The 22,039-nt window shown below is 51.1% G+C and carries 21 protein-coding genes; 10 read left to right on the forward strand and 11 right to left on the reverse strand.

What is annotated here, in order from left to right; all coding sequences use genetic code 11:
- The first annotated feature begins 112 nt into the window (after window positions 1-112).
- Together F7231_RS01570 and F7231_RS01575 are read left to right on the forward strand one after the other, a co-directional pair.
- On the forward strand, window positions 113-715 hold the full coding sequence (locus F7231_RS01570; RefSeq protein ID WP_085410278.1) for an RNA polymerase sigma factor: 603 nt from the start codon (window positions 113-115) through the stop codon (window positions 713-715).
- Window positions 712-1,413 carry a hypothetical protein gene (locus F7231_RS01575; protein ID WP_166690671.1) on the forward strand — a complete coding sequence of 234 codons (702 nt, stop codon included), beginning with the start codon at window positions 712-714 and terminating at the stop codon, window positions 1,411-1,413. Before F7231_RS01570 ends, F7231_RS01575 begins: the two co-directional genes overlap by 4 nt.
- Before the next feature lie 59 nt (window positions 1,414-1,472).
- Here the strand turns inward: F7231_RS01575 and F7231_RS01580 are convergent, their stop codons facing one another.
- The gene (locus tag F7231_RS01580; RefSeq protein WP_166690672.1) at window positions 1,473-2,648 is read right to left on the reverse strand and encodes an acyl-CoA dehydrogenase family protein; all 1,176 of its coding nucleotides are present in this window, start codon (window positions 2,646-2,648) and stop codon (window positions 1,473-1,475) included.
- Window positions 2,649-2,966: 318 nt separating this feature from the next.
- On the opposite strand from F7231_RS01580, the gene F7231_RS01585 reads away from it, so the two are divergent.
- Together F7231_RS01585 and F7231_RS01590 are read left to right on the forward strand one after the other, a co-directional pair.
- Complete coding sequence (locus tag F7231_RS01585) at window positions 2,967-3,686, forward strand: porin family protein (protein WP_085410275.1); 720 nt, start codon at window positions 2,967-2,969, stop codon at window positions 3,684-3,686.
- Window positions 3,687-3,794: 108 nt separating this feature from the next.
- Window positions 3,795-4,505, forward strand: a complete 711-nt coding sequence (locus F7231_RS01590; protein WP_085410274.1) for a porin family protein — start codon at window positions 3,795-3,797, stop codon at window positions 4,503-4,505.
- Window positions 4,506-4,577: 72 nt separating this feature from the next.
- Here F7231_RS01590 and F7231_RS01595 read toward each other — a convergent pair whose 3' ends face one another.
- The 3 genes from F7231_RS01595 to F7231_RS01605 all read right to left on the reverse strand — a co-directional run bounded on the left by F7231_RS01595 (window position 4,578) and on the right by F7231_RS01605 (window position 6,880).
- The gene (locus tag F7231_RS01595) at window positions 4,578-5,159 is read right to left on the reverse strand and encodes a TetR/AcrR family transcriptional regulator (protein ID WP_085410273.1); all 582 of its coding nucleotides are present in this window, start codon (window positions 5,157-5,159) and stop codon (window positions 4,578-4,580) included.
- Window positions 5,160-5,254: 95 nt separating this feature from the next.
- Window positions 5,255-6,355, reverse strand: coding sequence for a redox-regulated ATPase YchF (gene ychF / locus F7231_RS01600; protein WP_085410272.1), 1,101 nt, complete (start codon window positions 6,353-6,355; stop codon window positions 5,255-5,257).
- A gap of 201 nt (window positions 6,356-6,556) precedes the next feature.
- Complete coding sequence (locus F7231_RS01605; RefSeq protein WP_085410271.1) at window positions 6,557-6,880, reverse strand: DUF3276 family protein; 324 nt, start codon at window positions 6,878-6,880, stop codon at window positions 6,557-6,559.
- A 269-nt stretch (window positions 6,881-7,149) separates the two neighbouring features.
- Between F7231_RS01605 and F7231_RS01610 the strand changes: the two genes are divergently transcribed.
- Window positions 7,150-7,596 (forward strand): septal ring lytic transglycosylase RlpA family protein, encoded by a 447-nt coding sequence (locus tag F7231_RS01610; protein WP_085410270.1) that lies wholly within the window; start codon window positions 7,150-7,152, stop codon window positions 7,594-7,596.
- Between the two features lie 293 nt (window positions 7,597-7,889).
- Window positions 7,890-8,813: a DUF58 domain-containing protein gene (locus F7231_RS01615; RefSeq protein WP_085414953.1), complete on the forward strand. Its 924-nt coding sequence runs from the start codon at window positions 7,890-7,892 to the stop codon at window positions 8,811-8,813.
- Between the two features lie 73 nt (window positions 8,814-8,886).
- On the opposite strand, the gene F7231_RS01620 is transcribed toward F7231_RS01615, so the two are convergent.
- Entirely contained in the window at window positions 8,887-10,536 is a 1,650-nt protein-coding gene (locus F7231_RS01620) for an amidohydrolase (protein WP_085410269.1), read from the reverse strand.
- Between the two features lie 104 nt (window positions 10,537-10,640).
- On the opposite strand from F7231_RS01620, the gene F7231_RS01625 reads away from it, so the two are divergent.
- Window positions 10,641-11,072, forward strand: a complete 432-nt coding sequence (locus tag F7231_RS01625) for a hypothetical protein (protein ID WP_157510493.1) — start codon at window positions 10,641-10,643, stop codon at window positions 11,070-11,072.
- 25 nt (window positions 11,073-11,097) lie between these two features.
- On the opposite strand, the gene F7231_RS01630 is transcribed toward F7231_RS01625, so the two are convergent.
- Window positions 11,098-12,270 carry an outer membrane beta-barrel protein gene (locus tag F7231_RS01630; RefSeq protein WP_166690673.1) on the reverse strand — a complete coding sequence of 391 codons (1,173 nt, stop codon included), beginning with the start codon at window positions 12,268-12,270 and terminating at the stop codon, window positions 11,098-11,100.
- 229 nt (window positions 12,271-12,499) lie between these two features.
- Between F7231_RS01630 and F7231_RS01635 the strand changes: the two genes are divergently transcribed.
- Window positions 12,500-13,717 (forward strand): NADP-dependent isocitrate dehydrogenase, encoded by a 1,218-nt coding sequence (locus F7231_RS01635; protein WP_085410266.1) that lies wholly within the window; start codon window positions 12,500-12,502, stop codon window positions 13,715-13,717.
- A gap of 87 nt (window positions 13,718-13,804) precedes the next feature.
- Window positions 13,805-14,239 (forward strand): Dabb family protein, encoded by a 435-nt coding sequence (locus F7231_RS01640; RefSeq protein ID WP_085410265.1) that lies wholly within the window; start codon window positions 13,805-13,807, stop codon window positions 14,237-14,239.
- 140 nt (window positions 14,240-14,379) lie between these two features.
- On the opposite strand, the gene F7231_RS01645 is transcribed toward F7231_RS01640, so the two are convergent.
- The 4 genes from F7231_RS01645 to F7231_RS01660 form a co-directional block, all read right to left on the reverse strand.
- Complete coding sequence (locus F7231_RS01645; protein WP_166690674.1) at window positions 14,380-14,955, reverse strand: porin family protein; 576 nt, start codon at window positions 14,953-14,955, stop codon at window positions 14,380-14,382.
- Window positions 14,956-15,233: 278 nt separating this feature from the next.
- Entirely contained in the window at window positions 15,234-15,818 is a 585-nt protein-coding gene (locus F7231_RS01650; RefSeq protein WP_085410263.1) for a hypothetical protein, read from the reverse strand.
- Between the two features lie 241 nt (window positions 15,819-16,059).
- Window positions 16,060-17,469 (reverse strand): tetratricopeptide repeat protein, encoded by a 1,410-nt coding sequence (locus F7231_RS01655; protein WP_085410262.1) that lies wholly within the window; start codon window positions 17,467-17,469, stop codon window positions 16,060-16,062.
- Window positions 17,470-17,629: 160 nt separating this feature from the next.
- Window positions 17,630-18,652, reverse strand: a complete 1,023-nt coding sequence (locus F7231_RS01660; RefSeq protein WP_166690675.1) for an NAD-dependent epimerase/dehydratase family protein — start codon at window positions 18,650-18,652, stop codon at window positions 17,630-17,632.
- A gap of 213 nt (window positions 18,653-18,865) precedes the next feature.
- Between F7231_RS01660 and metG the strand changes: the two genes are divergently transcribed.
- Complete coding sequence (gene metG / locus F7231_RS01665; protein ID WP_166690676.1) at window positions 18,866-20,995, forward strand: methionine--tRNA ligase; 2,130 nt, start codon at window positions 18,866-18,868, stop codon at window positions 20,993-20,995.
- Window positions 20,996-21,179: 184 nt separating this feature from the next.
- Here the strand turns inward: metG and rsmA are convergent, their stop codons facing one another.
- Window positions 21,180-22,001: a 16S rRNA (adenine(1518)-N(6)/adenine(1519)-N(6))-dimethyltransferase RsmA gene (rsmA, locus tag F7231_RS01670; RefSeq protein WP_166690677.1), complete on the reverse strand. Its 822-nt coding sequence runs from the start codon at window positions 21,999-22,001 to the stop codon at window positions 21,180-21,182.
- Window positions 22,002-22,039 lie beyond the last annotated feature (38 nt).

The raw sequence follows: 22,039 nt of genomic DNA on the forward strand, positions 1-22,039 counted from the left end.
TTACCATCGCTTCTGCTCGTTAAATCCGCGTACCAGTAGTTTTATGGAAAAATTGACGGTTTGGCATCAATGTATTGTCTTTGTTGTTTAACCGGAAAACAGCTCCGTGTGTATGTTTTTTAAGCGATTCAGGAGCAAGCCGAATCGGGCACGCCCCACTACCGACGCCGAATTCGTTGCAGCCTATAAGGCTACGGGTGATCTGGAATTGCTCGGGGAGCTGTATGAACGGCATATGGAATTGGTGTACGCGGTGTGCTTTAAATACCTCCGCGACGAAGCCGATAGCAAAGACGCCGTGATGCAGTTGTTTGAGCAACTGATCGTTGATCTGCGGCGGCATGAGGTCACCAACTTTAAAAGCTGGCTGCATTCGGTGGCTCGTAATTACTGTCTCATGCACCTGCGTAGTCAGCGGGTGCGGGTGGGCGTTGGTGGTGACACCGATTTGATCGACGAGGACCGCCCCATCACCGAATCGATGGCTGTATGGCCCGACGACGACGATGCGGCCTTGGATATAGAACGACACCTCAGCCGTTTGCCCGATGCCCTGCACCGCCTGCCCGACCCGCAGCGCGTGTGCATCGACTTATTTTATTTGCAACAGAAAAGTTACGCCGACGTAGCCGATCTGACTGGGTATGACTTAAAGCAGGTGAAAAGCTACCTGCAAAATGGTCGCCGTAACCTGAAATTGATCTTACAGAAATGAACCGCCATCCATCAATACACACACGAAACGATCAGCTTTCCCTTGATGACCTGCGGGCCTATCAGGCCGACCAGTTAAGTGGCCCCGCCCGGCACCGGGTAGAGCGCCTGATGCTCGAAAACCCGTTTTACGCCGATGCCCTCGACGGCCTTGAGGCCTTGCAACAGGTAGGTGGCAGCCTGAAGTCGCAAACACGCGATCTGCACCTGGCCCTGCAGGAGCGGGTGCAGGAGTCGGCCACACCCCGGCGGCTGATGCCACTTTGGGTAACGAGCCTGGCGGCCTCAGTGCTACTGGTGCTGGCGGCATCTGTCTATTTAATTGTCAACACCGCGAAGCTACAACGGGCTCGGGTAGAGGCGGTACCTCATCAGCCTATCGAGCCTGGTACGGTGCTGATCGACCCGAAAGACCTGGGTACGCCGGAAGTGGTTGCTACTACTCCGAAGGCATCATCGGTTGTGGCTAAAAGCAGCCCCGGAAAGCTGTCGGTTAGATCAGGTAAAGTGGCCCGGAAAGGGCATCGCCGTAGCGAAGGCAGACGGGTTGCGGCCCTGGTACCGAACGTACCTGCCCTGTTCACCACGGATACGTGCTCGTTCTGCGTCATGAACGACGAGCAGCCGTTGTTGCCTCGATTGGATATGGACGTACCCGGTCGCCACAGCATTAATACCGAACGGGCGTTTCTGAACTGATTGGCGCGGTATGAACCCAACCTCGTGAGGCGGTACGCCGTTCGAGTTAGGGATTGCAGCTACGAATAGGCGGGTTTATAAGCCACGGCATCGATCACGATTTTGGCGATGATCTCGCGCATGATCTCCGATGTGCCGCCCGCAATGGTTCCTACACGAGCGTCGCGGTAGGCGCGACAGATTGGATAATCTTCAATGTAGCCGTAGCCGCCGAAGAACTGTAAGCAGGTGTCGATGACTCGCTTCTGCATTTCAGAAGTATACAGTTTTGCCATCGAACATTCCTTCACTACACCCTCGTCCTGCATGAAGAGCCAGCAGGTGTGGTACACAAACTGTTTGGCGACTTCTACCTCGGTAGCTACATCAGCGATCTTATGGCGAATGGCCTGAAACTTCCCGATCGGTTTCCCGAATGCTTCGCGTTCCTGTAGGTACGTAAGCGTCCAGTCGATTGCCAGTTCGGCACCCGACACCGCCATAATTGCCGCTACCAGTCGCTCGAGTTGCAGGCTTTCCATTAGGTAATAAAAGCCCGAATGTTCAACCCCAATCAGGTTTTGGGCGGGAACACGTACCTCGTCGAACCGGATTTCGGCGGTGTCTGACGAGTGCCATCCCATTTTGTTAAGCTTCGTCCGCGACACACCGGGGCTGTCCAGATCAACTACGATCAAACTAATTCCGTTAGTGCCTTTTTCCGGAGCTGTTTTCACGGCCAGGGTCACAAAATCGCCATAGGTGCCATTGCTGATGAACGTTTTGGCGCCCGTAATAACGTACCCATCGTCAGTGCGGCGGGCGATTGTGCGAATGGCGGACACGTCGGAGCCGGTATCGGGCTCGGTAATGGCGAGTGCAGCTACCTTCTGACCGGCAATAGCGGGGGCCAGGTACGTTTGTTTCAGATACTCGCTACCTGCTTTGGCAATGTGGTTGATCGCCATGTACTCGTGAACGCTGACCGCCGTGGTGAAACCGCCCATGCCGCATCGAGCCAATTCTTCCAGAAACACTACCGAAAACCAGAAATCGGCATTGGAGCCGCCATAAGCTTCGGGGAAGGGGAGGCCCAGAAAGCCCAGTTCACCCATTCGCTGGAAGATAGAAATGGGAATACGCCGGGCTGTTTCCCAGGCTTCGGTGTTGGGCACTACCTCGGTAGCGATAAACTGCCGAACACTCTGCCGAAACAGCTCGTGCTCATCCGTGAAATAAAGGGAAGGGCGTTTCATATGGGTCAGTTGATGAGTTCTTTGACTGGCTGACTGCCTGTCTGTAAAGCGATCATGCGGAGTAAACCAATCAGCCGCTTATTGCGTAGATGCAATCAGTTTAACCTGTTCTCTCAAAGCTACGGAAACAGGGCCGTTCACAAAAACTATTCGTTCTTTTGAAACAAAGCACCCGATGCACCGTTATCGGTTCAATCAGTCAACGTAGAAATTTCATAATTCATGTCTGGCGCTACTTAATTACTTGTTTTTAATTGACTGATTATGAGATATTTGAAAGAATAAAAATGCCAGACTGAATCTGTCTATCACTTTATTATGCAAAACGCACGTTTCGCTTTCCTTCTTATTGCCCTCTTTTTTGTTCAGTTGGTTGGCTACAGTCAATCGCGCCAGCGCTGGAGCTTTGGCCCTCGGGCTGGTTTAAATCTTTCCAATTTTGCGGGTAACAACGCTGCTACTTATGGCGTACCTAATAATGTAAGTAATGTAACTGTTAACCGATTGTTGCCGGGCGTCGAAGCAGGTGTAGGCTTCATGTATAGTGACATCAGCCGATTTGGTTTTGCCGTTGATGTTCTTTATTCTCAGCAGGGTAGCCAGACAAAATACATTACCAATAACATTGAAACAATTCAGAACACCCGTCTCAACTATCTGGCAGCACCCATTACAGCCCGCTATTTCCTGAATCGTTCCGGTAATTTCCGGCCCAACGTATATGCGGGTATTGTGCCCGCGGTTATGCTGAACGCCAATCAAACGTCTAAGGTTGGCAGCGCATCGAGCAAAGGTGATATTCAGGATCGGTTTCGGAAAGGTGACCTAGGACTGACGGCTGGCTTTCAGGCCAACTTCCGCACAGGAGATCGTCAGCGATTCACGGTTGATGCCCGGTACACATACGGTCTGCCGAATATATCTGTGGCTACCAATGACCTGCACAATCAGATGATTACCGTTGGCCTGGGTTACAACTTCGGTATTGGTCGTCAGTACCAGCCTGGTGATCGTAAACTGCCAATTCGGCCCCGGTAAGCCACTTCTTATGTTTTTTAGTGACTATTTTTTATTCTACAATGGATCAATTGCTAATTACTTCAATGGACAATTAGCAGTCAGTCCAAAACCATCAATCACTTTGTTATGAAAAACGCACGTTACGCTTTACTCATCGTTACACTACTTTTCGTTCAATCCGTTGGCTACAGTCAATCACGTCAGCGTTGGAGTTTTGGCCCGCGAGTAGGCCTTAATCTCACCAACTTTGTTGGGAACGATCAACGACTTCTGGTTAATAGCAACCCAAATGCGAACAAGTTATTACCAGGTTTATCGGCTGGTGTTGGCTTCATTTACAGTGATATCAGCCGTTTTGGGGCCGCTATTGACTTGTTGTATTCACAACGGGGCGCTCAGTCCACCTACAATTTAGGGTCGGTTTCTACTACACTGACCAACCGCGTCAACTACCTGGAACTGCCAATTACGGCTCGCTATTTCCTGAATCGGTCGGGTAATTTCCGGCCCAACGTATACGCGGGTATTGTGCCGGCACTTCGCCTCAATGCGTTCACCCGCGAAAAAGCGGCTGATGGTAAAGACGTTAAAACGGTTACCACAGACCTGTATCGTACGGCTGACCTAGGCTTGACGGCTGGCTTCCAGGCTAACTTCCGGACCGGTGACCGGCAGCGATTCACGGTTGATGCACGGTACACTCACGGCATCACCAATATTGGGTTGAACGCCACCGATCTGCGTAATCAGATGATCACTGTCGGCCTTGGTTATAACTTCGGCATTGGCCGCCAGTACCAGCCTGGTGATCGTAAACTGCCGATCCGTCCACGGTAAGCTGTAGGTTGCAACAAAGAAAGCCCGACCAGTCATACTGGTCGGGCTTTCTTTGTTGGCAGGTAACATGGGTTAGTGTAATACCGAAAGTGCGAGCTCTACTACCTGATTCAGCATGGTGCCGTTGGGTATGGCTTTCCCCAGCACACGAATACCGGATAACTGGCTCATCAGGAACGGCACCAGCCGGTCGGGTGCAAGGTCGGCGTTGAGTTCGCCATCAGCAATACCTGCGCTGAGGATCTGGCGGAAGGTAGCGTCCAACTGTACGAAATTGTCAGCCACAATCGCCTGGACGTCTGCGTAATGAGGAAGCATCTCCAGTGTGGCGTTGGTCATGAAACATCCCTTGTGTTCCTGATCGTCGAGGGTTTCGGCAATTGCCTTGTCGAAAATAGCCCGGATTTTGGCCCGGGCAGTTGTGGCTCCGGCCGTAGCCTCGGCCATGTCGGCACAGTTCAGGTCGCGATACCGTTCCAGCGCGTTGAGATACAGCGTATGCTTATCGGTAAAGGTATCGTAGAGACTGGCGCGGTTGATGCCCATCGAGTCAACGAGATCCTGCATCGACGTGTGGTGGTACCCCTTGCGCCAGAAGGTCTCCATCGCCGCGTGTAGGGCATCCTGTTCCGCAAATGCTTTTGGTCGAGCCATTTTTTACTGTTAACCGTTCGCTGTTTATCGGTTACTGTTGCGTTGCCAGCCAGTCTAGCAGCGAAACAGTAACAATAAACAGTAACCGTTTTTATTTATGCTCCGTGCAGGAATTCCATGATGTCGCCGTCCTGAACAACGTATTCTTTGCCTTCAACCGAGAGTTTACCTGCCTCGCGAACGGCGGATTCAGATTTCAATTGCTCAAAGTCCGCCAGTTTGATCACCTGTGCGCGAATGAATTTCTTCTCAAAATCGGTGTGAATGACACCCGCTGCAGCGGGCGCTTTCCAGCCGCGACGGATGGTCCAGGCACGTACTTCTTTCACACCGGCGGTGAAGTAGGTGATGAGACCCAATAACGAGTAAGACGCCCGTATGAGTTTGCTCAGGCCCGATTCAGTGAGGCCATACTCGCTCAAAAACAGTTCACGCTCTTCTGCATCTTCCATTTCTGCAATCTGCGATTCGATACCTGCCGAGATGATAACGACTTCGGCTCCTTCGGCTTTGGCCGCTTCGCGCAGCTTGTCCGAATAGGCATTGCCGTCGGGTAATGAAGCTTCGTCTACGTTGGCTACGTACAGTACCGGTTTCACCGTGAGCAGGTCAATGTCGCCAATGGCTTCTTCCTGTTCTTCGGGTGTTACCTGAACGGTGCGGGCGCTCTTGCCCTGTTCCAGCGCCGTCTTGTACTGCTTCAGCACTTCAAGTGAGGCTTTCGCCTTAGCATCACCTGACTTGGCGTTGCGTTCAACCTTTTGAATCTTTTTGTCGACCGACTCTAAATCTTTGAGTTGTAGCTCGGCGTCGATAATCTCTTTGTCGAAAACAGGGTCTACCCGGCCTTCTACGTGCACGATGTTATCGTCTTCGAAGCAGCGGACTACGTGTACGATCGCGTCGACTTCGCGAATATTAGCCAGGAATTTATTTCCTAAACCAGCCCCCTGGCTAGCCCCTTTTACCAGACCGGCAATGTCGACAAACTCGATGATGGTAGGCACCACGCGCTGTGGATTGACCAGGGTTTCGAGCGAATCGAGGCGCGGGTCGGGCACGGTCACCACACCGACGTTCGGCTCGATGGTGCAGAAAGGGTAGTTGGCGGCTTCGGCTTTACCGCTCGAAATCGCATTGAATAGGGTGGATTTACCAACGTTCGGTAAGCCCACAATGCCACATTGAAGTCCCATGTAAGTAGTCTATAGCTAAATAGTCTGAAAAGTCGTATCAGGTTAATAGTCTGTAGTCTGAACAGTTACTTTGATAAGCCAGCTACCTGTCGAGGGTATGGGCTACCAACCTGGAACGATCGATCCGACTCGCAAAAGTACAACAAAAAAGCCTCGGACTGGGTGCCGGGGCTTTGTAATGCACTTATCCGTGAAATAGGACTATTCCCATTTTAGGCTACTACTGAGGTCGTCGCTCAGTTCTTCGGGCTGATTAAACTGAGCGAAGTCAACATCGGGCATTAGCTCGGTTTTTACATAGTCGATTGTTTCCTGTAGCGCTTCGATGAACTTAGCAAAATCCTCTTTATACAGGAACATTTTCTGCTTTTCGTAGCTGAAACTGTCGCCCTGGGGTTGGCGACGGCTCTCGGTCAGGATGAGGTAGTAATCGTTGGCTCGAGTCGCTTTCACGTCGAAAAAGTACGTTCTCTTGCCTGCCCGCACCCGTTTTGAGTAAATTTTCTCCTTATCTCTGTCCTCCACTTGTGAAAAAAGTTAAACGCTATTGGCTGCCAAAGTACAGTGAATGGTAGTAGAATAATAAACAAGCCGCAAAATAATTTTAGGTAAACATTGGCTCGCAATCGTCACAAAGCACAGACGGCCAAATGCGGTCCGGGGGGCAAGGCTTTGCTTTTTAAGTGGTTATGCCTATCTTTGTATTAAGGGAATTGCATTTTTTGGTGAAAGAAGGCGTTAGGGATCCTCTTCCGGTAAGTCTTCTTTTTATTGTTACACTAACCAAAAACTGTATGAGTTTACTAATGTCCCTACTGCTGTTTTCGGGCAGTATCCATCCGACAGAGGCCCCTGAGAAGGGCCTCATACAGCAGGAAGGTAAAGCGTCTTACTATGCGAATAAGTTTAGTGGGCGTAGAACTAGTAACGGTGAGCACGTTAAACAACACATTTTTACGGGGGCTCACCGGTATCTCCCATTTAATACGCTGGTTGAAGTAACCAACAAGGCAAACCAGCAGTCGGTCATCATCCGGATCAATGATCGGGGGCCGTTTACAAAAGGCCGCGTAGTCGATATGACGTACGCCGCCGCCAAAGCCATTGGCATGCTCGGACGGGGCGTGGCCAATGTTACTCTCCGGGTAGTGAATACCACCAAAATGGTGGCGCTGCTCGATCAATCGCTAACGCTTGATAGGCGTTCGCCCCTGCTGCCGGATCTTATGCCGGTGCAGTAACGGCGGGGATAGCTGCGAAACGACGTAGACTATACCTGTACCGGATTATCCGTGCGGACGAGTACAGTCCGATTTTTAAAAACCTGATTCACGGGCTGGCCCCCTTTTTGCAATTCCCTAAGTAGGACGCCAGACTCACGAATCAGGTTTTTTGTTTGTAAACGACGCTGGATTGTGGATATTAGACGTTGAAAGTGTAGTGTCGAACCGGACGGGCGTACCCGCTCCAACTTCGGTACCCATTAGTAAGTTAACGATTGACTACCGAAGCTCTAGCTCCGGTGCTACAGGCTTTGGCAAACACACTCAACTTATCGCAGGTACGTTCATTCGGAAACGTCGAATTTCTGGCTCGTCAGTTAGTGGAGGGCTTCATTACCGGGCTACATAAATCGCCATTTCACGGTTTCTCGGTCGAGTTTGCCGAACACCGACTCTATAACCCCGGCGAGAGCACGCGCTACATCGACTGGAAGGTATATGGTAAAACGGATAAGCTCTTTGTCAAACGGTATGAGGAGGAAACCAATCTTCGCTGCCACCTGCTGATCGATACGTCGTCGTCGATGTATTACCCCGAAAAAGACTACGGGAAGGTCACCTTCAGCGCGATGGGGGCGGCTAGCTTAGCGTATATGCTACAGAAGCAGCGCGACGCGGTAAGCCTGTGCACGTTTTCGAGCGAGATGGAGGTGCAGACACCCGTGAAATCAACGCCGGGTCACGTGCACAAGATCTTCACACTGCTCGATCAGGTATTGCAATCGCCCAAGCCCAACCGCCGGACCAGCACCGCCGAGGTGATTCACGAGATTGCCGAAAAAATAAATAAGCGCTCGCTGGTTGTTCTCTTCAGCGATATGTTCGACACCGCCGGTGCCGACCCTGCCCGGCAGGATGCCCTGTTCTCGGCCCTGCAACACCTGCGCCATAATCTGCACGAGGTGCTCATTTTTCACGTCACCGATCGCAAAACCGAACAGGCGTTTGCTTTTGAAGACCGCCCGTATGAGTTTATCGACTTAGAGACGGAAGCTCGCGTAAAATTACAGCCAAATCAGGTACGTGATGCCTATAAGCAGGCTGTGAGCGACTACCTGCAAGGGCTGAAAATGCGCTGCGCCCAGTACCGAATTGACTTCATCGAGGCCGACATCGCCGAAGGCTTCGAGCCCATCCTGAGCGCGTATCTGGTGAAGCGCACGAAGATGCGATAGGTGGCGTTGTGTTTTCTTGTCGGTTTTTACCCCCAACTCTCCTCAGGGGAGTTGGGGGTAAAAACCGACTTCCCTACTTGCCCGCCGCTGCTTTCTGATCGTCGCGAAGCGTGGGGTATTTAATGCCTAGTTGTTCCAGGTACGTCTTGTACTTGGTTGGGTCGTAATAGAAGGCCTTCAACTTCGGTTTAAAATCGGTCATGATTTTCTCGTTCAGGTAAACCGCCGGGTTTTCCTTAGCCGTAATGAGCGAGGTATATTTCAGCTCTTTCGTTTGCTCATTAACGTAATACTCCTTTGCTTGCTGAATCAGATCGGGCCGTAGCAGCAGATCGAGCAGGGTCATAGCCTCAGCTTTGGCACCAGCTACCACGCCTTTATGTGCAATGGGCGTAGCCATCGAAATGGCGTTACTCCAGTGGTGGCCGGGCAAGTCCGGAATGTTGCTGGGGTATCGGAGAACAACGGTGGGTACCGACCAGGCAATGTCGGCAATGTCGTCGGAACCACCCGTCAGCGGTACAAACGATTGTCCGCCCATCATCATAGTTGGGGCCGTGTTGGCTGGCAGGCTCAGGCTGTCGAGTTTCATGGCCAATCCTTCTACCTTACGGGCCATCATTTCTTTCTGCGTGGCTTTAGCCAACATCTGATCTTCAGGCGACCAGGCGGGCAGTCCCACTTTTCTGATGTTTTCTGTCATGGCCTCGGCAATCGGCTTGTTGAAATGCCCCGGCCAGGCCGACCCCAGAATGTCGTAGGTAAATTTGGTGTCGGTCATTTTGGCTGCCCCCTCTGCCATTGCCAGACCGGTTTCGAACAGGCTGCGAATTTTTGGGTAGCTACGCTCGCGGAAATAGTACCAAACCGACGCCTTCGACGGTACTACGTTGGGTTGGTCGCCTCCGTCGGAGATCACGTAATGCGAACGCTGGGTTAACTCCAGGTGCTCACGGCGGAAGTTCCAGCCGATGTTCATTAACTCTACCGCATCCAGCGCCGACCGACCACGCCAGGGTGCTGCGGCGGCATGGGCTGCTGATCCTTCGAACGTGAACCGAACCGAAATAAGGCCGTTGTTGCCTGCGTCGCCGTACGACGTAACCAGGTTACTGCCTACATGGGTGAAGATACAGGCGTCGACATCCTTGAAATAGCCATCCCGGATGTAAAACGCTTTGGCGCCCACCAGCTCTTCGGCTACCCCCGGCCAGAGCATCAACGTACCTGAAATCTTGTCGCGCTCCATTAGCTTCTTCACAGCCAGTGCGGCCACGATGTTCAGCGCCTGGCCCGAGTTATGCCCTTCGCCGTGGCCCGGTGCTCCATCAACGATTGGGTCGCGGTAGGCTACGCCGGGCTTCTGACTAGCTTTCGGAATACAGTCAATGTCGGAACCGATGGCGATGACAGGTTTGCCGCTGCCCCAGGTGGCGATCCAGGCGGTAGGCATGCCCGAAATGTTTTTCTGGATGGTAAAGCCTTCCTTCTCAAGCAGCGTGGTCAGGTACGTAAACGTCTCGGTTTCCTGAAAACCCAGTTCTGAAAAGCTAAAGAGCATGTCATTGATCTGCTGGGCCTGATCCTTGCGGGCCTCTACCGACGCAACGGCCTCGGCCTTTAGCTTGTCAAGTGGGGTAAGGGACGGTTGCTTTTTTTGTTTTTGCGCTATCACCAGCGCAGGGAGCAGGAGTAAGGCAAAAAATAGGTAAGTGTTTCGCATACAGGTGTATTCTGATTGGTTGGTTCAGACAAGATAGGGAAATGCCCTATGTGATAGGTGTTTTGTCAATGGCTAAATTGATAGTTGACCCGGACTTTCCAACGGTGGCACGCCTTTTAGACTCATTGCTGAAAAAAGAGCGAATGAAAAAGGCGATTGTAGGGCTGCTGTGGGTTGTTATGGCTTGTCAGGGGACAAAAGGTGAGTTGGTGACTCCCGACTTATTAGCTCGTACCTGGCTGCAGCAAAGCGTTGATGGAACGACGCTTCAGTATCCAATTCAGGTTGAATTTACCCGGCTGGGTACGTTGTTGTACGGTACCGAAAAGCGATCTGGTGGGTGTTGCGTGCCGTCTCGGTTCAGGACGATCAACGCCCAAATCGAGTTTTTAGGTGACGAAAGCCCTACTCCTCAGTGTGCTACTGTTTCCTGTAGCATACACCCCTTTCTGACTGGTACGCTCTGGAAAATAGATGAATTGACCGCCACCCAACTGGTGCTGAAAGCCGGAAATCAAACCTTACGCTTCAGGTAAACGCAAGATGCAGTTACACGGGCATCTACCGACTAATGAGGGGAAGCGCCACCGTAAGTTGATAAGACCGTGACGTACCCAGCCGAGTAACGTTATCCAAAACGATGTGGGGCACCGTCCGCAACTCGATCAGCAAATGCCGCTTGTTGGTGAGGGGTAGCTCGGCTCCAGCCCCCAACAGGTAGCCAAGACCAAGCCCCGATTTGATCGGGATAGGTACGTTCGTGAGGTTATCGCCACTATATACACCCCCTACGTTGAATTTGTAGGCTAGTGAACCGCCCGCTTTGGCGTATAAGCGCACCGATTTTACAGACGTGATCACGTACCGGGCAGTAATAGGCATGGTAAAGTATTGCTCCTTAAACGAGTAAAAGCGCGTCCGTGAATCGGTAGGGTCGAGTGTATTGTTAATGGCAACAGTCTTCTCCGTGAGAACCGATGTGTACTGAACCTCAACGCCGAGGGAAAGTTTTTTGCGGGGAGCGAGTGTAAAGAAAAGACCCGTTACACCCGTGTATTGGGTACTGTAGGCACCGTTGGGGTTCCAAATGGGCTTAAAGCTTGCCTGACTAGCGCCATAAAACCAGGAATTTGCGGCGACGCCAGCCAATATACCTGCTTCATACGCCAGTTTTCGGCTGACGGCAGGAGCCGACCGTTGCGGTTCGATACACTGATTATAAGCAGTGATAACTCGCTCAAAATAACTCCGGCTGAAATAGTACAATTGAATAGATAGAAGACGTTTAACTGCTGGGTCACTACAGCCAGTCAGGTGCTGGTTAAGTATGAGCAGCGCCATACTTTTTCGAAGAGGTATAAACGCTCCATCGGGTAGCCGAATCGCATGGGTTAACCGTTCTTCGGGCTTGATCAACTCAAATAGACTCACGCGGCCAGTGCTGATTTCCTTTACGAAGGTTTGTACGGGTACGTCATTGTCGAGCCACTTAGCAGATCTGACGGCGGGCTGGCCTTCCGCTTTGTAGGCGCTGATTGTTTCGGGCGTATACTGTCTGTCGTTTCCATCCTGTTTACTCCTAAACCAGACCGAGGCATTGTCTCTGTCCCGCACTTCGCCGCGCAGGGTGTCGCCTTTTGTTGTAACCACATAGCCGGGTGTGAAAAACAGTTGCGCAGTGGCTAGATGAGGCAGCGAGAGTAACAGTAGCAGAACGGTAGCTCTACAAATCATACTGGCGGGTGAGTTTACATGGGGGATAGATCGGTAAATGTAGTAAGTAAATAAATCAGTAGAAACTGTGACCCCCCGCGAAACGAGTGGTTCTGTTGCTGGCTGCTGCCTATGCCGGGCCGCGAGGGTAGGGTGTTTTTGTGACCAACTGGTTAGAGCCAAACCCATAAAGATGTAGTAATTTTACGCCCAGTCTGTATTGATTATTCTCGCATCTAACCGCAGTACAATGGAAAAAATTAAAGTGGCTAATCCAGTAGTTGAACTGGACGGCGACGAAATGACCCGCATTATCTGGAAGTTTATTAAAGACAAGCTGATTCTTCCTTACGTTGATGTTGATATCAAATACTTTGACCTTGGCATCGAATACCGCGATGAAACCAACGATCAGGTAACGATCGATGCCGCTAACGCCATTAAGCAGTACGGTGTAGGTATCAAATGCGCAACAATTACTCCCGATGAGCAGCGCGTTGAAGAGTTTGGCCTGAAACAAATGTGGAAGTCGCCCAACGGCACGATCCGCAATATTCTGGACGGTACCGTTTTTCGCGAGCCAATCGTGATGCAGAACGTACCCCGCCTGGTAACTAACTGGACAGCGCCAATCATCATTGGTCGTCACGCCTTTGGTGATCAGTACCGCGCTACCGATTTTGTAGTACCCGGTCCTGGTAAGCTGACGATGAAGTTCGAAGGTGAAGACGGTAGCGTACAAGAGTTCGACGTGTACAACTTCAAAGCTCCTGGTGTGGCCATGGGCATGTACAATGTCGATGAGTCGATCCGTGGGTTTGCCCGCGCTTGTATGAACGTAGCCATGCAGAAAGGCTGGCCGCTGTACCTGTCGACGAAGAACACGATCCTGAAAAAATACGACGGTCGTTTCAAGGATATCTTCCAGGAAATCTATGACACCGAATACGCTGGTAAAGTAGAATACGAACACCGCCTGATCGATGACATGGTGGCGTCGGCGCTGAAGTGGAACGGTAACTTTGTGTGGGCCTGCAAGAACTACGATGGCGACGTACAGTCGGATACCGTAGCGCAGGGCTTCGGCTCACTGGGTCTGATGACCTCGGTATTGGTTACACCCGACGGACAGACGATGGAAGCGGAAGCTGCCCACGGAACCGTTACGCGTCACTACCGCGAATACCAGAAAGGGAATAAAACGAGCACCAACCCAATCGCTTCGATCTACGCCTGGACGCGTGGTCTGGCCTTCCGTGGTAAACTCGACGACAACCAACCGCTGATCGATTTCGCTAACGCGCTGGAAGCCGTTTGCGTTGAAGTGGTTGAAAGTGGTAAAATGACCAAAGACCTGGCCTTGTCTGTATATCCGCAGGGTACCAAGCTGATGGCCAACGAGCACTACCTAAATACGGAAGATTTCCTCGACGCGCTGGATCAGGCGTTGCAGGCTAAGCTGGCGTAATCGGCCAAAAACGAGTAGTATCCCGGACCAATAAGGTTTTTCTGAAAACCTTATTGGTCTTTTCTTTACCCAAAAACCAATCCTGCTATGGTAAAATCAATCGCTTTTTTGTGCGCGGCTACGCTGCTGTCGGTCGCCTCATTTGCGGCTCAGCCAACTACGGATACGCCCCGCCCCCCTAAAAAACAAACTGCAACGCCCGTCGCTGCTAAATCTATGGTTCAACACATCGTTCTGTTCAAATTCAAGCCCGAAACTACGCCGGAGAAAGTAGCCGAGATCGTCGCTGCATTCGAAGCACTTCCGTCGAAGATTAAAGAAATCAAAGGCTTTCAGTGGGGCACCAACAATAGTCCTGAAAAACTGGACAAGGGCTTGACCCACGCCTTCATCCTGACGTTCGACAACGAGAAAGACCGCGACACGTACCTGCCACACCCTGCCCACAAAGCCTTCGGCGGCGTAGTAGGCGCCTGGCTAGCCGACGTAACGGTAGTTGACTTTACCAATAAAGCGAAGTAAGAGATAGTCTTGTCTCTCCGTAAAACACAAAAAGGCCAGAATTGGCCTTTTTGTGTTTTACGGAGAGACGTTGCGTAACTAATTTTATATAACGAGATTATTCACACATTGTAGTAATATTAATTTTGTTAGGGAAAAGTCTATTTCATGAGAAAATTAATGCCAACACTTCCCTGCCACCTTTGATGGGATAACGTTTTAGTAAGTTCTGTCCAAGCTCGTTCTCCAATACCTTCTAAAGCCCAACGTTTAGCTATTCGAAAGTGAACGCCTAATCCGGCGGATGTTTGCCAAGCCGTGCTTCGCTCGTAATTGTAAGTGGTGGTTGGTAGATATTGGATAGCAGCCTCTAAGGCCTGACCGGAGAATTTACTTTGACCGAGGCTGGCTCCTGCTTGACCAAACAAGGCTAACCGCCTGTCGCGAACAAAATAGTAACGACTTGATAGACCAAGGCCTGTATAGCGCGAAAAGTTACCGTTTGCATTGTGGCGACCCTCTAGAGCAATTGACCAGCCATCTTTGAGAAAATATTGAATATGAGGAGCTAAATACTTGGTGTCTCCACTAGAAATAGGCCCAAAAGCGCCCCCTACATTGATACCTGCGCTTAGATGACCTTGGCCTAACAATTCGCCTTGTTTTTGATCACTTGGCGACTGAGAAAATCCGAATAAGGGCACTAAAAAACCTGCTACCAGTAAAAGCCTTTTCATAACCGTATGTTGTTTTATTGGCAGAAAGTTAGTGCTATAAAAACAAGGTCAGAAGTGGTTAAGGTCTTTTAACATTTCGACAGAAAGCTATTATATAAGGGGTAATTGTGATAATTAAATCGAATCAGGAGTCAGCCTTACAACTGCATTGTAGTCAGCAGGTAAAGCCTTGCTCTGGCAGCGCTTTCGCACCAACGCTCTTTATGAACGTTTCGGCCTATCGAAAGTACCTTCCACCACTGCACCATTCTGTGGAAAGTCTCTGACTTTTCCCTAGATTATCTATTTTTTTCTAATCTTATTTGATCTACCCCTTTGCCACCTCTCCAGATCATCGCTGGCTGACTGTCGACGACTTCCACTGAATAATTGGTGTTAACGATCCCCGCATTTTTCAAATACGATTCTTCAGCTTCAATTAAACGAGAGCCGCTTGGAAAACTATATTCAAATAAGATAGAAGCCTGGGGGCCAGTTTTCTTATCAATTCGCCCAGCGCTGGCTGTTAAAAAGAAATAGATTGGATAGGTTTTACCGCCATACTGTATGTTCCCTTCAAACTCAGGATGTTGAGCTTGTCGGGGAGAAAACCGAGAGTTGGAAACAGGCTTAATTGTGAGTGTCGCTATATCTTTCAACACAGTGTCTTTCGTGATTTGCGCCTGCTGCTGGTAATAATCTCCTTTTTTATGACTTATGGCAACTTCTTGCATCGTCCATTGACCGCTGATTTGGGGAGCTACCTCACTCATCAGTTTGATCGATTCTTTGTCATAATCGACGCGGGGTGTTGCTGATTCAGGTTTAGTACACTGCCCAAAGAGAATGGTATTAAGGGCTATGACAAAGAAGTAGGTTCTCATAACGAGCCAAGTTTCGTTCTTAATAATATACTACTCATTTTTACAAGTAAAGTTGTCTTTAGCCATTTTAGGCATCAACAAACTGGTAGTAACCTAGCTTACTATTTTCATGAAGAGCCCCTAAACTAAGTATCCCAACTCCGTTTAGTTTTTCATACCAAATGAAGTTGGGATAACAAAAAGTTGATGTACCCGATGCGCAATTAACTGCCCGTTATTGGCTGGTCGATTGCAAGTCGGCTTACTCTTCTTTTTTGTGATACTGCTGAATGATCTTGTAGAGCGCCTTCTGCTTTTCCAGTTCTGGGAAGAACTCGAATAACTGCACGTGCGTGTCGTAGTCGAGGGTGAGGGCGGTCTCCAGGTTCAGCAGGGCGTCGCGGTAGTTGCCGGCGTAGATCTGGTATACCACAGCCCGGTAATACAGATCGGCTTCCTGCGGTAATTCGGCCAGACCAATCTGGATAATGCCATACGCTTTGTCGTAATCCCCCTGATCAAACGGAATTAGTGACCACATCAAATACACATCCGCGTTGGCCGGGTCGACCTCCGAAGCCTTCTCAAACGCTTCAATGCTGGAAACGACGTTGCCGATTTTGTATTCCGTTTCGGCCAGAATAACGTAGTAATCCGCATTGTTATCGTTAAGCTTGATCGCCTTCTGCAAAAACGGAATGGCTTCGTACCACTTACCTAACTCGCTCATGCACACGCCGATGCCGTACCAGGCTTCATCCCAGAGGGCATCGAGCTTGGTGGCTTCACGGTACTCTTTAATCGCTTCGGGCAGGCGGTCCTGACGCTCCAGGCTGGCGCCCAGATGCGTATACGTATCGGCCGTTGGTTCTTCGTACTTGAGGGTCAGCCGGTAAGCGGCTTCGGCCCGATCGAACTGGCCAAGGTTCATGTACGTATTACCCAGGTTGAAATGTGCCGACGCAAAATCTTCCTTGATAACAATGGCATAATCGTACGCTTCGGCGGCTTCGGTGAAACGGCTAAGTTTGCTGTAGGCTATGCCGAGGTTATACCACGCATTATGCGAATACGGATCTTTATCAATCAGCCCTTCGTAATAAGGCAGATTGGCTTCCAGTTCGCCGTTGATATCGAGGCAAAACGAGAGTTCGTATAGCGCACTTTCGTTGTTCGGATTCAGGTCGATGGCTTTCTTGTAATGCGCTACGGCCTCGTCGAACTTACCCCAGTTCTGGTAACTCTGGGCCATCTGGAAGAACACATCGTCCTGGTCATCGGTCCGATCGAGCATATCGGTCAATACTTCGATCGATTCCTCAAACCGCCCGGCCATGTTCAGTACGGTGCCGCGCATATACTGCACGTCGAGATCGCCGGGGTTAAACAAACCAGCACTGTCGAGCTGGTCTATGCTTTCGTCAAAACGTTGAAAATTAGCCAGGATTTGCGCCCGATCGAGCATCAATTCCAGGGCATAGGGAAAATTGGCGAGTCCTGATTCGGCCGCTTTAAAGGCACGCTCAAGATCACCTTCATTGAGGTAATGTTCAACCAGACGTTCGTAAACGTCGAGGTCGAAATAAAAATTTTCTTCGCTGGCGAGCATCTGCTCAAAGCGCTGAATGCTCTCTTTGATGTCGCCAGCCCGTTCGTCAAACTCTTGCTCCATGTAGCTGTGTCGATTCACGAACCACCACTTACGATTTGCGGAAAGCGGAATACGTAAGCCGAAGGTCGTACCGCACGGGATAGGGGACGCACCACGGGCGCGATTTATCCGATGTTGTTATGAAATATATAGAGAAAAACACAAACTTCAATAGCCCGGTTCAAATACTTTGTATACGCTTCACTTGCCCGGCAATGCGTTGAATTGTCTCACTAAGCGGGCGGTACTGGAAATCAATTGACTGTGTAATTAGCTGGCCTGGATAGTAATATCGATGGCTGGCACTACGGGCCGTTTCCTGCGTAATAAGCGGCGACGTACCTGTGAGCCATGAACGTACAGATTCCAGCGACGCCAGGATTTTTGCCAGCCCCGGCGGCACGGCAATGCTGGGTGGTTGTTTGCCCAAAGCCTGGGCCAATTGCGTCAAAAAGTCGCGGTAGGGCATGGCACCGGCATTCAGAATAAACCGCTGATCAACCACCGGGCTATGCAGTAGTTTCACGATGGCTTCGGCCACATCGAGTACATCGACGTAGTTGATATCGCCTTCAGTGTAAAATCGCTTCTCATCATACACGTATTTAACCAACTGCGTGCTGCTGCGAGTCCAGTCACCTTCGCCAAGTACAATGGTTGGATTTACCATCACCACTGCCAGTCCCTCTGCCGCGCCGCGCCATACTTCCAGTTCAGCCCGGTATTTGGTTTTGGCATAGGCCGAATTCAGCGGCGACTCTTCCCATTTCTGCTCTTCGGTCAGGGTCACTGGCTGGCCAGGTACGTTGTGTTTCGATTCGGGCCGCCCCAGCGCGGCAACCGAGCTCAGGTACGCCAGTTTCCGGATGCCCGCCATGAGGCACACATTCACCAGATTGGCTGTGCCCTCTACGTTGACCTGCTCCATCCGGGCACGGTCTTTGGGCACGAAGGAAACAATCGCTGCGCAGTGAATGACATCGCATCCGGGTGTAATGGCCATCTCGAGGGCTGGAATATCCAGCAGGTCGCCTTCGAGCCAGGTGATCTGATCGGCCACATCGGTCAGCAGGCCGTAGCCATTCTGAGCGCGGTACAACGCCGACACAACTGTTCCCAGCGAGAGCAGATAACGCACCACGTGCGAGCCAATCAGGCCGGTAGCTCCGGTAACAAGCGTTGAGTTAGGTAATGATGAGGTCATTCAAACGTGGGTGGGCTATGTTGACCCCTACTACTGCCGGGAAGGGAAGTGATTGACGGGTTCGTGTGTAAACATAACAACAACCGCCGCTGAATTGCTAATTTTGCAGCCCAATGAAAACTAGTTTGACGTTTGTGGTTTGACGTTTGCTGTTGCGCTGCTCAGTAGCGAAGCAACAGCAAACATCAAACCACAAACGTCAAATGGCCTTTTATGCTCGAAAATCCACAACGCTATACCGTTACGGCGGCGCTCATCTACGCCAACGGACCCATACATATTGGCCACCTGGCCGGTTGCTACCTACCAGCCGACATCTACGTGCGTTACCTCCGTGGAACGGGTAAAGATGTAGCTTTCATTTCGGGTACAGATGAGCATGGTGTCCCCATTACCATCAAGGCCAAGAAAGAAGGTAGTACGCCGCAGCAGGTGGTCGATAAATACTACACGCAGATCAAAGACTCGTTTGCACAGTTTGGTATCTCGTTCGACATTTATTCGCGCACCTCGAATCCGGTTCACCACGAAACGTCGCAGCAGTTTTTTACGACCCTTTACGACAAGGGTTATTTCGACGAAGAGGTGACCGAACAGTATTTTGATGAGGTCGCCAATCAGTTTCTGGCTGATCGCTACATCGTAGGTACATGCCCTGTATGCGCCAATCCGAATGCCTACGGCGATCAGTGCGAACGATGCGGTACGGCGCTGAGCCCGAACGAGTTGATCGAGCCCCACTCAACGCTATCAGGCTCTAAACCGGTGAAGCGGCAGACCAAAAACTGGAACCTGCCCCTCGACCGCATGCAGCCTCAGATTGAGCAGTACGTCAACAGTCATACCGAGTGGAAAACCAACGTGTTTGGCCAATGCCAGTCGTGGTTGAAGGAAGGGCTGCGTCCCCGCGCTATGACCCGCGATCTGGAGTGGGGCATTAAAGTACCCCTAGCCGATGCGGAGGGGAAAGTGCTTTACGTCTGGTTTGACGCTCCGATCGGCTACATCTCCATGACCAAAGAATGGGCCGCCGAGCAGGGGCGTGACTGGGAATTGTACTGGAAAGACGACAAGACCAAGCTCGTTCACTTCATCGGTAAAGACAATATTGTCTTCCACTGCATCATCTTCCCCGCCATGCTGATGGCCGAAGGGAGCCTGATTCTGGCCGATAACGTACCTGCCAACGAGTTTATGAACCTGGAGGGCGACAAGATCAGTACCTCGCGCAACTGGGCGGTGTGGCTGCACGAATACCTCGACGAGCTGCCCGGCAAGCAGGATGTGCTCCGGTACGTGCTGGCGGCCAACGCGCCCGAAACCAAGGACTCGGAGTTTACGTGGAAGGATTTCCAAACGCGCAACAACTCTGAACTAGTAGGTATATTCGGCAACTTCGTGAACCGCGCCGTGGTGCTGACTCACAAGTTTAACGAGGGCCACGTACCTGCGTTCTCTGTTCCGGCCGACGAGGCGCAACTGGCTATCGATCAGACGCTAATGGACGAGTTGGCGCAGTATCCCGACCGGATTGGACAAGCTATTGAACAGTACCGGTTCCGCGAGGCGTTGGGCTTATTGATGGACGTGGCGCGGCTAGGCAACAAGTATTTTGCCGAAACTGAGCCGTGGAAAGTGGTGAAAACAGACCCGCAGCGAGCCAACACGATTTTGAATCTGGCCCTGCAGGTGGCTGCCAATCTGGCCATCCTGTGCGAGCCGTTCCTGCCATTTACCGCCCAGAAATTACACGCGCAACTGGGCCTGCTCGAAAAGCTCGACTGGACAAACGCCGGCCGTATCGACTTGCTAGTAGAAGGCTCTCAACTGGCCCCAGCCGAGTTGCTGTTTGCCAAGCTGGAAGACGACTTTATTCAGGTGCAGATCGACAAACTGAACAAGACAAAAGAGATGAACGCAACCGAAAATGCAGGTACGTTGCCTGCCGATGCACCAACAACCGGAACCCCCGAAGCTCTCGAAGAAGCGGCGCTGAAGACTGTGCCCGTCCTGAAAGAGGAAATTACGTACGATGATTTTGCTAAACTCGATATTCGCATTGGCACCATTACCGAGGCCGAGCGCGTGCCGAAAAGTGATAAGCTGCTAAAGCTACAGGTAGAAGATGGTATGGGCGGTCGCCAGATACTGAGCGGCATTGCCAAGCACTTCACGCCCGAAGAGCTGATTGGTAAGCAGGTGACGTTTCTGGCGAACCTGGCTCCCCGCAAAATGATGGGCCACGTATCGCAGGGCATGATTCTAATGGCCGAAGACGCCGACGGTGCTCTTGCTATGCTACCACCGAGCAAATCGGTTTGGAACGGAGGAACGGTATCTTAAAAAGCGGTTTGATGTTTGTCGTTTGATGTTGCGCTGCTAACTGACAAATCCATTAGAAGAAGCCTCATCTAACAGCGTAAAAAGCCATCTGGAACGAGAACCAGCGACGTAGATTTAGTTTGACGTTGCTTCATTAACTAACAGGTTTGCTAGTTATCGGAGCAACGTCAAACTAAATCTAACCCTATGCCATCATCAGTAGCGTTAGCTCTACAAATTGAGCGACGCTGAGTTGTTCGGCGCGTTTGTCCATGAAGGAGCTGGCGGCGGCGGCTTCGGTGATGCCGAGGGGTTTTAGGGCGTTGCGCAGCGTTTTGCGACGTTGGTTGAATCCGTGCTTTACTACCTGTGTGAACTTGCGCTCATCGCAACCGAGGTCGCTCTTGCCATTGCGGCGGCAACGAATAACCCCCGAATGCACTTTTGGCGGTGGGTTAAATACTTCCGGGCCAACTTTGAACTCATAGGTAACATCGTACCAGGCCTGAAGAAATACACTTAGGATTCCGTAGTCTTTATTGCCGGGGCCGGAGGCGAGCCGCATGGCTACTTCGTGCTGCAACATGCCGATCACTTCCGGCACGCGGTCACGCATTTCCAACACCTTAAAGAAAATCTGGCTCGAAATATTGTAGGGGAAGTTGCCAATCACGGCAAACGGCTCTTTCGTCTCATCGTAGAAATCGGTGGGCTTCATTTGCAGGAAATCACCTTCGATGATGTGCCCCTTCAGCTCAGGTACGTTGCGTTTCAGGTACGCTACCGATTCGGTATCTATTTCAACCACGTCGAGTTCAAAGCGATTGTCTTTTAACAGGAACTGCGTCAAAACGCCTGTGCCGGGGCCAATTTCAAGCACTTTCTTGTACGGTACACCATCCAGACCGGCATGCCCGCTGAGCAGTTCGGCAATCCGCATGGATACGCTCATATCGGTCAAAAAATGCTGGCCGAGGTGTTTTTTTGGCTTTACGTAGTTGGGGTCGCCAGCGCGGTGTGCTTTCATCCGACAAAGGTACGAAGAACCCTAGCAACCGCAGGAGC

Source organism: Fibrivirga algicola, assembly GCF_011742925.1.
Lineage (GTDB): Bacteria > Bacteroidota > Bacteroidia > Cytophagales > Spirosomataceae > Fibrella > Fibrella algicola.

What these genes read in the sequence shown, in the direction of transcription:
- F7231_RS01570 (WP_085410278.1), top strand. Translation starts at nt 113, where the DNA reads ATGTTTTTTAAGCGATTCAGGAGCAAGCCGAATCGGGCACGCCCCACT.
- F7231_RS01575 (WP_166690671.1), top strand. Translation starts at nt 712, where the DNA reads ATGAACCGCCATCCATCAATACACACACGAAACGATCAGCTTTCCCTT.
- F7231_RS01580 (WP_166690672.1), bottom strand. Translation starts at nt 2,648, where the DNA reads ATGAAACGCCCTTCCCTTTATTTCACGGATGAGCACGAGCTGTTTCGG.
- F7231_RS01585 (WP_085410275.1), top strand. Translation starts at nt 2,967, where the DNA reads ATGCAAAACGCACGTTTCGCTTTCCTTCTTATTGCCCTCTTTTTTGTT.
- F7231_RS01590 (WP_085410274.1), top strand. Translation starts at nt 3,795, where the DNA reads ATGAAAAACGCACGTTACGCTTTACTCATCGTTACACTACTTTTCGTT.
- F7231_RS01595 (WP_085410273.1), bottom strand. Translation starts at nt 5,159, where the DNA reads ATGGCTCGACCAAAAGCATTTGCGGAACAGGATGCCCTACACGCGGCG.
- ychF (WP_085410272.1), bottom strand. Translation starts at nt 6,355, where the DNA reads ATGGGACTTCAATGTGGCATTGTGGGCTTACCGAACGTTGGTAAATCC.
- F7231_RS01610 (WP_085410270.1), top strand. Translation starts at nt 7,150, where the DNA reads ATGAGTTTACTAATGTCCCTACTGCTGTTTTCGGGCAGTATCCATCCG.
- F7231_RS01620 (WP_085410269.1), bottom strand. Translation starts at nt 10,536, where the DNA reads ATGCGAAACACTTACCTATTTTTTGCCTTACTCCTGCTCCCTGCGCTG.
- F7231_RS01630 (WP_166690673.1), bottom strand. Translation starts at nt 12,270, where the DNA reads ATGATTTGTAGAGCTACCGTTCTGCTACTGTTACTCTCGCTGCCTCAT.
- F7231_RS01635 (WP_085410266.1), top strand. Translation starts at nt 12,500, where the DNA reads ATGGAAAAAATTAAAGTGGCTAATCCAGTAGTTGAACTGGACGGCGAC.
- F7231_RS01640 (WP_085410265.1), top strand. Translation starts at nt 13,805, where the DNA reads ATGGTAAAATCAATCGCTTTTTTGTGCGCGGCTACGCTGCTGTCGGTC.
- F7231_RS01645 (WP_166690674.1), bottom strand. Translation starts at nt 14,955, where the DNA reads ATGAAAAGGCTTTTACTGGTAGCAGGTTTTTTAGTGCCCTTATTCGGA.
- F7231_RS01650 (WP_085410263.1), bottom strand. Translation starts at nt 15,818, where the DNA reads ATGAGAACCTACTTCTTTGTCATAGCCCTTAATACCATTCTCTTTGGG.
- F7231_RS01655 (WP_085410262.1), bottom strand. Translation starts at nt 17,469, where the DNA reads ATGGAGCAAGAGTTTGACGAACGGGCTGGCGACATCAAAGAGAGCATT.
- F7231_RS01660 (WP_166690675.1), bottom strand. Translation starts at nt 18,652, where the DNA reads ATGACCTCATCATTACCTAACTCAACGCTTGTTACCGGAGCTACCGGC.
- metG (WP_166690676.1), top strand. Translation starts at nt 18,866, where the DNA reads ATGCTCGAAAATCCACAACGCTATACCGTTACGGCGGCGCTCATCTAC.
- rsmA (WP_166690677.1), bottom strand. Translation starts at nt 22,001, where the DNA reads ATGAAAGCACACCGCGCTGGCGACCCCAACTACGTAAAGCCAAAAAAA.